Annotated in this window: 13 protein-coding genes and 1 pseudogene; 7 read left to right on the top strand and 7 right to left on the bottom strand. The window is 43.4% G+C overall.

Features of this window, described 5'->3' with window-relative positions; all coding sequences use genetic code 11:
* Positions 1-541 precede the first annotated feature (541 nt).
* Both O9300_RS02510 and O9300_RS02505 read right to left on the bottom strand, forming a co-directional pair.
* Complete coding sequence (locus tag O9300_RS02510; protein WP_287969852.1) at positions 542-1,651, bottom strand: iron-containing alcohol dehydrogenase family protein; 1,110 nt, start codon at positions 1,649-1,651, stop codon at positions 542-544.
* Positions 1,652-1,671: 20 nt separating this feature from the next.
* Complete coding sequence (locus tag O9300_RS02505; protein ID WP_287738076.1) at positions 1,672-2,229, bottom strand: Ycf51 family protein; 558 nt, start codon at positions 2,227-2,229, stop codon at positions 1,672-1,674.
* Between O9300_RS02505 and O9300_RS02500 the strand changes: the two genes are divergently transcribed.
* The 4 genes from O9300_RS02500 to queC all read left to right on the top strand — a co-directional run bounded on the left by O9300_RS02500 (position 2,206) and on the right by queC (position 4,426).
* Positions 2,206-2,823, top strand: a complete 618-nt coding sequence (locus O9300_RS02500; protein WP_147070665.1) for a 7-carboxy-7-deazaguanine synthase QueE — start codon at positions 2,206-2,208, stop codon at positions 2,821-2,823. The genes O9300_RS02505 and O9300_RS02500 overlap by 24 nt on opposite strands.
* Before the next feature lie 234 nt (positions 2,824-3,057).
* A complete protein-coding gene (locus tag O9300_RS02495; RefSeq protein ID WP_046661710.1) occupies positions 3,058-3,375 on the top strand; it encodes a hypothetical protein in 318 nt (105 codons plus the stop codon).
* Positions 3,372-3,734 (top strand): aspartyl protease, encoded by a 363-nt coding sequence (locus O9300_RS02490; RefSeq protein WP_159251296.1) that lies wholly within the window; start codon positions 3,372-3,374, stop codon positions 3,732-3,734. The genes O9300_RS02495 and O9300_RS02490 overlap by 4 nt, the downstream gene beginning before the upstream one ends.
* A complete protein-coding gene (gene queC, locus O9300_RS02485) occupies positions 3,734-4,426 on the top strand; it encodes a 7-cyano-7-deazaguanine synthase QueC (protein ID WP_287969850.1) in 693 nt (230 codons plus the stop codon). Before O9300_RS02490 ends, queC begins: the two co-directional genes overlap by 1 nt.
* A gap of 26 nt (positions 4,427-4,452) precedes the next feature.
* Here queC and O9300_RS02480 read toward each other — a convergent pair whose 3' ends face one another.
* Both O9300_RS02480 and O9300_RS02475 read right to left on the bottom strand, forming a co-directional pair.
* The gene (locus tag O9300_RS02480; RefSeq protein ID WP_012265686.1) at positions 4,453-5,025 is read right to left on the bottom strand and encodes a manganese efflux pump MntP; all 573 of its coding nucleotides are present in this window, start codon (positions 5,023-5,025) and stop codon (positions 4,453-4,455) included.
* Positions 5,026-5,280: 255 nt separating this feature from the next.
* Positions 5,281-5,559, bottom strand: a complete 279-nt coding sequence (locus O9300_RS02475) for a hypothetical protein (protein ID WP_287969848.1) — start codon at positions 5,557-5,559, stop codon at positions 5,281-5,283.
* Between the two features lie 113 nt (positions 5,560-5,672).
* Between O9300_RS02475 and O9300_RS02470 the strand changes: the two genes are divergently transcribed.
* The 3 genes from O9300_RS02470 to O9300_RS02460 all read left to right on the top strand — a co-directional run bounded on the left by O9300_RS02470 (position 5,673) and on the right by O9300_RS02460 (position 7,890).
* Entirely contained in the window at positions 5,673-6,626 is a 954-nt protein-coding gene (locus O9300_RS02470) for a branched-chain amino acid ABC transporter permease (RefSeq protein ID WP_287969847.1), read from the top strand.
* A 91-nt stretch (positions 6,627-6,717) separates the two neighbouring features.
* Entirely contained in the window at positions 6,718-7,629 is a 912-nt protein-coding gene (locus tag O9300_RS02465) for a hypothetical protein (protein ID WP_061430168.1), read from the top strand.
* Positions 7,630-7,701: 72 nt separating this feature from the next.
* Positions 7,702-7,890 carry a hypothetical protein gene (locus O9300_RS02460; RefSeq protein WP_190720511.1) on the top strand — a complete coding sequence of 63 codons (189 nt, stop codon included), beginning with the start codon at positions 7,702-7,704 and terminating at the stop codon, positions 7,888-7,890.
* A gap of 154 nt (positions 7,891-8,044) precedes the next feature.
* Here O9300_RS02460 and O9300_RS02455 read toward each other — a convergent pair whose 3' ends face one another.
* The 3 genes and pseudogenes from O9300_RS02455 to O9300_RS19605 form a co-directional block, all read right to left on the bottom strand.
* Entirely contained in the window at positions 8,045-8,914 is an 870-nt protein-coding gene (locus tag O9300_RS02455) for a PEP-CTERM sorting domain-containing protein (protein ID WP_287969844.1), read from the bottom strand.
* A 233-nt stretch (positions 8,915-9,147) separates the two neighbouring features.
* Complete coding sequence (locus O9300_RS19385; RefSeq protein WP_190720514.1) at positions 9,148-9,408, bottom strand: DUF4926 domain-containing protein; 261 nt, start codon at positions 9,406-9,408, stop codon at positions 9,148-9,150.
* Positions 9,409-9,417: 9 nt separating this feature from the next.
* A pseudogene (locus O9300_RS19605) lies at positions 9,418-9,564 on the bottom strand (DUF6883 domain-containing protein); the annotation flags it as partial.
* Positions 9,565-9,719: the final 155 nt, after the last annotated feature.

Genomic DNA, 9,719 nt, shown 5'->3' with positions numbered 1-9,719 from the left:
TTGAAAATTTTTGCCTCAAACCCTATCTGCGTAAGGACTTCAGGATTTTGTGTCCAGTAGTCCCTTAGTATTATATTGCTTTAACTCAGGCTCTGTAAGACTTTGAGCCATAGCTAGTATATTTATACGGGGGAAGTTCAGATATTCTGATTCGCTGCGAGGAATAAAGAGTATTTGCTTTAAGTTTGTCCAGGCTTGCCGTGTTTTCTCTATATCTATCGTCGGCATTTTTTTACTCCTTCCATTTATTTTTGTCCTCTTCAGCATGAGCCTGTAGGGTGCGTTCCCTCAAACCATTGTGGCTTTAACATTAATTTGTATTTGGGAACGCACCACCCCCAACGCTTACTCCCTATTGGGTTTCATTATCATTCAACCCAACCCACAATTGCAGGGTGATTATTCTTTTAATTGTCAGCATCAGGATTTTCAGGCTTGGGGGACTTTCAGGATGGTTTAGTTGAGGGCTGTGATTGATTTGCTGCTCAAAACCTAGGGCTATAGGTGAGAATTTTATTAATAAATCCCGAAAATATTGCCCTTAATTAGCTTTAACTTTCTGCCCGATCGTATCGGCAGTGGTAGTGGAAACCATGGCCGCCATAACTTGTTCGGGGGAAACCGTAAAAGGTAAACGATGAATGTCCGAATTAGGCTGACAGGCAATTGCGGCCGCGTGGCGCAATTGGGCAAGGGAAACATCTCTTAATCCTAAATCCTCTAGGGATTTCGGTAAACCAATTTGTTCATAAAACTGGATTAGTTGCCCCCGGGCCGATACTGCTAATTGATTACCCAAAACTATTTCCTCTAGACGCAATTGGGCGAGAATTCCGTAGGCGACTTTTTCCCCGTGGAGCGCGTGATGGCAAGCGGGAATATGGGTTAAACCATTATGAATTGCATGGGCGGCCACGGTACGACAATTAGCGCCCCCTAAACCACCAATTACTCCGGCTAATAAAACGGTGGCATCCACTACCTGTTTCCAGTCCTCCCCGCCGATATTTTCCAGAGCCTGCGGGGATTTTTGGAAAAGAATATCCCGCAAAACCCGGGCCTGTTGGACAGCAGCAATGATCAGGGTTTCTGTGGAATGACCGCTACTGACGGAAGCCTCGTACCATTTAGCGATCGCATCGCCAATACCAGCGATTAAGGTTCTTTTCGGGGCAGTTTGGATAATACCGTAATCGAGAATTAATAAATCCGGGCAACGGGCTAGGGACAGATCGTAAAGAAACGCCCCCGCGTCGGAATAGATGTTAGATAGGGCCGTCCAAGCGGCACAAGTGGCCGCGGAGGTGGGAATCGTGGCGATCGGCAAATGGCACTGATGGGCGAGTAATTTGGCCGTATCGAGGGCCTTGCCGCCACCCACACCGATGATAAAATCTGCCTCATGACTCTTGACAGATGCCTTTAAATATGCTAGAGAATTTTCCGAACAATCGGGGGCGTAACTGTGATAGCTAGGAGTGAGATTTTTCAGGGGAGATGACAAAAAAGCTAAATTGCGATCGCCGCCCACCACCAGGGGACGTTTACCCAAATCCGCTAATTTGCCGGTGGATTCTTCTAGGGCATTGTCACCCCGAATCACTTGTGCGGGGGCGATTAACAGGGGCAAAACAGCGACAGCATTGGACATTTTTTGACAACCTCTCAGGATTATTGGCTAAGTTTAGCGAAACTTTCGGGAAAAAGCTGTAGTTCAGGGGTATTATCTCCCGGGCCGGAGAAGGATTTTTTAATCTGTCCTAAGTACAAAGGAGCAGATAAACCGGGCTGAGGGTGAACCAGAGTGCGAGCGCTAATGATAAATTGATTATTACCGCCAGCACCGGCGCGACCAGAGGAAAACAGGTCACTAGCGGCTTGTTTTAGGGTTGCTTCCACCTGCTCGGGAGTAACAGTATTGGGCAGGGAGATAACAGCTTGATTAGCTCCGTTATCATAGACAAGGGAGAATCTCACCGCTCCCGGAATTTCTGTGCGGGTAAACAGTCCCAACCCAAGACCGAAAATTCCGACCGTCAACACAGCCATAAAGCTAGTGACACCGACGAGACGAAAGCGGATTCCCCAACCGACGAGAAAAGCGATAATCGTGAGTACCAAAAAAACCAGCGTGGCAATACCAGACCATTGGATGTATTTGGCAAAGTTCAGGGGAATGTCCATATTTTCTATAATAATGATTCTATGAAAACGGTTAGCATAAACCATTGTACCTATCCTGTTGTCGAAACTTTCCATTCTGTGCAGGGCGAGGGCTTTTGGACGGGAAGCAATGCTTTTTTCCTCCGTTTGGGAGGTTGCGATGTCTATTGCCCTTGGTGCGACCAAAAAGAGTCTTGGAATGCCCACCGTTATCCACAACAATCGGTGCGGGAATTGGTTGAGATGGCAAAAGGGGCTAACCCCGCTATGGTGGTGATTACCGGGGGTGAACCTTTAATGCACAATCTTGATCCTTTGACCAAGGAATTAAAAAATCAGGGTTTACGGGTACATTTAGAAACTTCTGGCGCTCATCCTTTTACTGGGGTTTTCGATTGGGTGACTTTTTCTCCTAAAACTTATAAAATGCCCGATCCTAGTATTTATGCACGGGTGAATGAGTTAAAAATTGTCGTGGCTCATCCAGAGGATTTAGACTGGGCATCTATGCAGGAAAGTAAGTTATCGGAAGGGGTGATCAAATATCTGCAACCCGAATGGAATAAAGTAGAAAGCAAAGAGTTAGTCTTTAATTATGTTCTTCGGCATCCCCAATGGCGTCTCAGTCTCCAAACCCATAAGTTTTTAGGAGTCCGCTAGTCAGTTATCAGTTATCAGTTATCAGTTATCAGTTATCAGCTTTTTTCTCCTGCTCCCATCTCCCCCCGCAACGCGCACGAAGTGGTCTCCCCCCGCAACGCGCACGAAGTGGTCTCCCCCCGCAACGCGCACGAAGTGGTCTCCCCCCGCAACGCGCACGAAGTGGTCTCCCCACTTCCCAATTCATGATTCATAATTCCCAAACCCTAATTGACTAACAAGAGGTAAAATACTATGTCTAACAACAATTCTGAACGAGTAGTGCGTCGTGGTCGAGTTTTTCCGGAGATTCAATCTACAGAGGAAGAAAAGGCCAAACATCGCGCCCGACAATTAGAATTTTATCATCGTTGTTGGCCGATTTTTCAGAGTTTACAGCCCCGGTTAATGAAACATTATTATGGTTGGTACATTGCGATCGAACCCGATAGCGGCGATTATTTTATCGATCCCGACAAAGAAGTGGCTAGTAAAAAAGCAAGGGCAAAATATCCCGACAAAATCCATCATATCTTTGGCATTAATGAAACTGGAGTTAGTGGCAGAATATGATTGAAGGGAGATTTGGAGAAAATGGTCAAATTTATTTTGATATCGATTTAGTCAGCCCTAATGGTCTGGTGTTACCTGTAGAAGCTATGCTAGATACTGGTTTCACGGAGTTTTGTGTTATGAATGACCAAGATGCTCGCAGTCTTGAATGGCCATTTTTAAACCAAGATAAGTTACGCACTGCCCAAGGAGAAGCATTTTTTGATATATATTTAGGCAGAGTAAGAATTGATGGTCAGGAATACGAAATTCCCGTTTTTGCAGGGGAGGCAATTCAGGAGATTTTGTTAGGTTCCCGGTGGCTAAAACAATTTATCTTAGTAGCTAATTATCAACAAACACAGGTGACATTAGGATAATGACAAAAAAGGCGATTATTTTACTTTCCGGGGGATTAGATTCAGCGACGACAGCAGCGATCGCTTTAGCTGCTGGTTATCAATTAATCGCCCTTTCCTTTCGTTATGGACAAAGACACGAGCGGGAATTAGCAGCGGCGAAAAAAATTGCTAATTTCCTCAATATTAAAGAACATCATCTGATCGAAGTCAATCTATCTTTGTGGGGAGGTTCCGCTTTAACCGATCAATCTATTGCTATTCCCCAAGAGGGAATTAACCCAGATATTATCCCGATTACCTATGTGCCGGGGAGAAATACAGTTTTTATTTCGATCGCTCTTTCTTTAGCGGAAGCAAGGGAAGCGGAGGCGATATATTTAGGAATTAATGCGGTGGATTATTCTGGTTATCCCGATTGTCGTCCCGAGTATTTAGAAGCCTTTCAAACTTTAGCTAATTTATCATCGAAAGCGGGTTTAGAAGGGAAAGCACCCCAATTAATTGCCCCTTTGGTGATGGATAGTAAGGTAGATATCGTCCGTCGTGCTGTTAGTTTGGGGGTTCCCATTGCTGATACTTGGTCTTGTTATCAAGGAGAAGTTGAACCCTGCGGTTTATGCGATTCCTGTCGCATCAGAGATCAGGCTTTAATTGAGGCTGGTTATCCCGAATTAGCCACTCCCCTGTTGAAAAACAGCCGGGGAAAATAGGGAGGATAGTGAAAAATGGAGATAATCTAGGCAATTAAATGTTCAATGAGGATTTTACTGCCGATTAATATTAAAACTAAACCGCCGAGAATTTCCACCTTTTGACTAAATAAATTACCGAATTTATGCCCGATAAAAACAGCTATAAAACATAAAGCAAAGGTAATAGAACCGATGACAGTGCAAGCTAAAAGTAAGGGAGTTTTAATCATCGATAGACCCAAACCAACTACTAAAGCATCGATGCTAGTAGCGATCGCTAATCCGATTAAAGTATAGGAATCTAGAGGATTAAATTTTTTTTCTTCGTCATCATTTTGAACAGCTTCGTAGATCATTTTACTGCCGATCGCTCCTAAAATAATAAAAGCGATCCAATGGTCAAAAGAGGCGAGGAAATCGCGACAGGTTAGACCGATACCCCAACCGATCATCGGCATAATCGCTTGAAATCCCCCAAAAAACAAAGCAATTTTCAAAGCCTTATTAACATGAATATGACGAATCATCAGGCCACTGGTCAGAGAAACGGCCACGGCATCGGCGGCTAATCCCACGGCAACAAAGGAAGTGGTTAAAAGTTCGAGTGAAGTAAACATCTATAGTTGTTTATCCTTTAATTTCCCCCTATCTTAACTAATTTTTACCCAGAAAACTTTCATATTTCTCTCATGATCCTCTCATTTATCTATCATTTCTCTAACCTAAGTAGGTAGGCGTTAAAAGTTGTCAGATGCCCCCCGCCTATCGGCACCCCCCTTATCAAGGGGGGCAGGGGGGATCGAACCTAAAATCCATTTTTAATTTAATTATAACCAGCTACTTAATTAGTGAGCCGATCGAATTGAAAAGGTTTAAAACCACATTACTGGTTCTTCACCGATCGCCTGCACCTGATGGATCGCTTCTGGGGTAAAATTGATAATATCCTCAGCTTCTAGGACTTTTTCGCCCGTTACTGTGATTTTATCGGGAAATTCAACCGTAGGAGTCCGAGGAACCAATCCTGCTGTTTTATAAATTCCCCCGAATTTTTTCCCAGACAAAGTTAAGAAAGATACCTTTTTCCCATCATCGATCATCCCGTCTGCTTTTAAGGTGGCGAACGCTACCATATAGGAAAAGTGCCACATAAAAAATTATGATAATTTCGAGAATTACCGGAGAATGAGGTGGGAGAGAACGGTGATAAAATTAGCTAATTGACTCCCCTAACTTAAGCACCCAATAACCGCTCACTGAAAATATGGCTGATTTTTTTAACACCTATGGTTTTTTAATTGTTTCAATGATATTTGGAGCCATATTAGGCATTTCAATTTATCTGCCCTTAATGGCCGGTCAATTATCCTTAGCAACCCCTGGTTTTTACGCTTTAGGCGGTTATGTTGCCGCCATTCTTTCCACGAAAGTTTTTACTAATACTGGTAGCAATTATCCCCTGGCTTTGGTATTTTTAGAAATGTTAATTGCTGGCATTATTGCGGGAATATTAGCCATAGTTTTAGGTATTCCTGTTCTCCGTTTGCGAGGGATTTATTTAGCTATTGCCACAATCGCCTGGGTAGAAATTTTGAGAATTATTGCCCTTAATCTCGAGATAACTGGCGGTGCGGTCGGTATTTTCGCCATTCCCCAACCCTTCACTACTCAATTAGCCTACCTTTGGCTGGCCTTGCCCCTCTTATTCCTAACTATGCTGTTTCTCTACCGGTTAGAAAACATCAAAATTGGTCGGGCATTTAATGCCATTCGTGCCGATGAATTGGCAGCTGCGGCCATGGGAATTAATCCCTCCTATCACAAGGTTTTATCCTTCACTTTCGGGGCAGTTTTAGCGGCAGTTGTGGGAGCGGTAAGCGCCCATTTTCTCAATACTTGGAATTCCCGTCAAGGAACCTTTGATTCTAGTATTATTTTCCTGGCTTTCGTTTTAATTGGTGGTTCAAGAACTTTTGTCGGGCCGGTGGTGGGAGGCATTGTTTTAACTGCTTTGCCCGAAGTTTTACGCGCCCTCGGCGGCGTGAATGGTTTACCAATTTGGTTAGGGAATTTCTTGCGCGATGGTCGTTTGATTATTTTTGGAATTTTAATCGTTTTGGGAACAATTTTTTATCCGCAAGGCTTAATTACACCTGAATTAATCAAAAAACTAATTCCTTTTAAAAGACGTTCCTCTCTTAGTCAATTTGATTCCTAGTCATGGATCAATGTTGTCGATTGAATTACTTTTTAATTAATGATATAATAGGATAGTTTATCCCCCTTTATATTCTCAGTCATCTCCGAGAATGACCCGCCAAATTCACGACCAATTTGCCAAGGAATATTTAGAGGAACTGTTAGCGCCTCTAGGAACCATAAAAAAGAGTAAGAAAGTGAAAAGTGAGGTTCAAGAAATAGATGTCTGGTTTGAACCGGCCAGTTCACCATCAAGGACCGAACTCCCTTTAGGTTTACTCGGAAAAATGGCGGCGACTTCCTGTTTGTTTGAACCTTTCCGTAACCCGCCCTCAGAAATAGAGATTCGCAGTTGTATATCAAAGTTATATACTGTTCATAATGACCTGTTAAGAAAGGCGAAACGGGCAAACAAAACTCTGACGGTCGCAGAATTGCCAGTTTTATGGATTCTCACCCCCACCTTTTCAGCTAGAATGATTCAAGGATTCAGGGCTGACAGCGATGAGAGGAATTGGTTAAAAGGGGTTTACTTTTTAGCTGACTTCCTCAAAGTGGCAATCGTTGCCATCCACCAGTTACCAGTGAGTGAAGACACTTTATGGTTGAGGGTTTTAGGAAAAGGAGAAACACAAAAAAGAGCCGTAGAAGAGTTAGTTCAATTGCCAGAAGATAACTCTTTTAAAGAAAATTTGTTAGAAATTCTAGCCAACTGGCGTAAGAATTTGGAATTGAGAGATAATTTAAGTAGCGAGGAACAGGAGGACATCATGAACCTATCACCAGCCTATCTAAAACAGCGAGAAGATTGGAAAATAGAAGGAAAACAGGAAGGCACTTTAGAGGGACAACTCTCGCTGATAGCTAGTCTTCTGGAAGGGCGGTTTGGAACCCTAGATTCGGAATTGTCTGGTCTAGTTGAACAGATTGCCCAACTTCCCATCTCAGAACGCACCGGGTTACTTCTTTCTTTAGTGAATTTATCCCGCTCTGAACTGTTAGAAAGATTGAGAAAAGATTAAAGTTTTAGTCCGCTCAAGCCATGAATTTTCATGCCAAAATCCTGATGGTAGTTTGTCTGCTGAGTTACTGTCATGGTCAAATCTAGCATTCCCTCAGACGCTCTAGCCCTGGGTTGGATTGAGCTATCATTATTGAGCAGGTATTACCAATCGGCTCAAAAGGCGAAACCCAACCAAGATTGTGAAAATATTCTGGGAAGTTGTTGGGTTTCCTTGCGTCAACCCAACCTAGGAGTTTTACCGCCACTTCCACCCTACTGATAAAAATTTTATTTCCTGTATCTCTATTGTAGCAGATATCGGATGAAAGGATAAACCATCCTCCTTGAAATTATGGAAATTGAGAGAGTTATGTAAAAAATACCCCCTCAACTGACTGAATCAAGGGGGCATTTGTCATATTTTTAGAAGCAATTTAGCCAACTTTTGTGGTTTCTTTTCCGGTGGATTTAGAGGGCTTCAGTTTGCGTTTGAGGGTTGAAGCTGCGCCGAGTGTGCCGAGGGCGAGGAGGCTGAGGATAGATGTGGGTTCGGGTGTTTGTTGTGAGAAACGTTGTTGAAACCTTGATAATTCTGCTATTCCGCCTTCTCTTGCGTCTACTCTCACTGTTTTTCTAATAAACAGCATAGTTCGTGGCTCAAATTCTACTCGAGCTTCTAGGTTAGGTGGAAGGATGTCAGTAGCAGAGCGAACACGTTTAAGAGCAAAAGCATTTCCACTCGGAGAATCAAATAATCCTTCAAGAATTTCTACCGTACCTGGGAGCTGTGTATTAAATCCATTAACAGGGAGGATTAGTTCATTATCTACTATGGGTTCACCAAGTGTAGTAACTTTAAAGTCAAAAACGAAATCTATATCCCCGCCATTTGGAGCTGTTAATTCATTATTCAGGCTTATAAATTCAAGTCCTGGTGCATTTGTATCTTGAAAAATCCCAATCACTTGTACATTTCTAAAGTTTACTACTTTAGTGCCATCTTGTCTAAAAATACTAAAATTGTTAAAGAGTTTATCACCAACTTGGATACTCGCACCTCCAAAAAGTTCAGAAAGATTACAGAATTGGTTCGTAGCCGCACATCCATTTGTAATCACGGTTGCTTGAGCTTGTGAAGCGAGGATACCTAGTCCAGCTAGAATGGCAAATACCGTGAGTGTATTGTTTTTCATCATGGTTTTCACGAAGTTTATCGTTTTGTTATAAAGTGCGATCGCCCCCCTCGCAGCCAGGTCAAGCAACAGCCCCACCCAACCCCAAAGGCAGACAACAAAACTATACACACTCCCCCCCCCACAACTGTATCAAAAGCTACAATTTACAAATCTTTACATTCCTCTCCCTAACTAGCGATTCACAGGGGAAAGAGTTTCAGGTATTTTCCCCTGTTTTACTGCTTCTCAGGCGACCTATCGCCTTCCGTGAGGGATTGTGGCGCGGTGTGTCAGATTCGATAATAGGGTTCAAAATTTCGCTAACCGCTACTTGAGCCATAGCGTTTTCCCTTAAGCAGAATTCACGCCGCCTCCAGTTCATAATGCAAGACCAGAAGCTCATCGCCTGGCAGAATAGCCATCGCATATTCCCGCCCCTGACTGTCAGAAAATTCCACTAAATATTGATAGCGCGAACCTTTTTCATACACCTCAACCACCGTTCCCACCTGTCCGCTTGGCAAGCTGGGGACAGCCTCATAATCTAATTCAACTAAAGTCAATCGCTCCCGAGGGACGGAGTTGAGGATGGCAACCGTATCTAAAAGTTTGATGTCTTTCATGGTACTCCACTTGATAAAGGCAGAAATTAGGCGAGGGTTGGGATTAATTAAGCCGACTTCCCAGATAGTTCGCAGTTGTGTTCCTTCCCGTTCTGGTATCGTCCAATCCACTTTAAACTGCTGGCCGAATTCCGTGACCGCTTGTTGCACAACTTCCGTTCTGTTAAACTTACTCAAATCTACTCATGAGCAAATTTGACGTTAACTTCCTGCTTCACTGTAGTAGTGTCGGCACTATCTACGACCCAAGCTGACACGGTGGAACTCACCGCCAAAGAAGCTAGATTCAGACTAGCGTTCAAGTCTCGACC

The organism is Microcystis sp. LE19-195.1E (assembly GCF_027532095.1).
Taxonomy (GTDB): Bacteria; Cyanobacteriota; Cyanobacteriia; order Cyanobacteriales; family Microcystaceae; genus Microcystis; species Microcystis aeruginosa.
Note: the sequence above shows the minus strand (reverse complement) of the source record. Positions and strands in the feature narration are given on the sequence as shown.

Excerpts from the sequence above, each read along its gene's own strand:
- O9300_RS02510 (WP_287969852.1), bottom strand. The coding sequence starts at position 1,651 with ATGTCCAATGCTGTCGCTGTTTTGCCCCTGTTAATCGCCCCCGCACAA.
- O9300_RS02500 (WP_147070665.1), top strand. The coding sequence starts at position 2,206 with ATGAAAACGGTTAGCATAAACCATTGTACCTATCCTGTTGTCGAAACT.
- O9300_RS02505 (WP_287738076.1), bottom strand. The coding sequence starts at position 2,229 with ATGGTTTATGCTAACCGTTTTCATAGAATCATTATTATAGAAAATATG.
- O9300_RS02495 (WP_046661710.1), top strand. The coding sequence starts at position 3,058 with ATGTCTAACAACAATTCTGAACGAGTAGTGCGTCGTGGTCGAGTTTTT.
- O9300_RS02490 (WP_159251296.1), top strand. The coding sequence starts at position 3,372 with ATGATTGAAGGGAGATTTGGAGAAAATGGTCAAATTTATTTTGATATC.
- queC (WP_287969850.1), top strand. The coding sequence starts at position 3,734 with ATGACAAAAAAGGCGATTATTTTACTTTCCGGGGGATTAGATTCAGCG.
- O9300_RS02480 (WP_012265686.1), bottom strand. The coding sequence starts at position 5,025 with ATGTTTACTTCACTCGAACTTTTAACCACTTCCTTTGTTGCCGTGGGA.
- O9300_RS02475 (WP_287969848.1), bottom strand. The coding sequence starts at position 5,559 with ATGTGGCACTTTTCCTATATGGTAGCGTTCGCCACCTTAAAAGCAGAC.
- O9300_RS02470 (WP_287969847.1), top strand. The coding sequence starts at position 5,673 with ATGGCTGATTTTTTTAACACCTATGGTTTTTTAATTGTTTCAATGATA.
- O9300_RS02465 (WP_061430168.1), top strand. The coding sequence starts at position 6,718 with ATGACCCGCCAAATTCACGACCAATTTGCCAAGGAATATTTAGAGGAA.
- O9300_RS02460 (WP_190720511.1), top strand. The coding sequence starts at position 7,702 with ATGGTCAAATCTAGCATTCCCTCAGACGCTCTAGCCCTGGGTTGGATT.
- O9300_RS19385 (WP_190720514.1), bottom strand. The coding sequence starts at position 9,408 with ATGAAAGACATCAAACTTTTAGATACGGTTGCCATCCTCAACTCCGTC.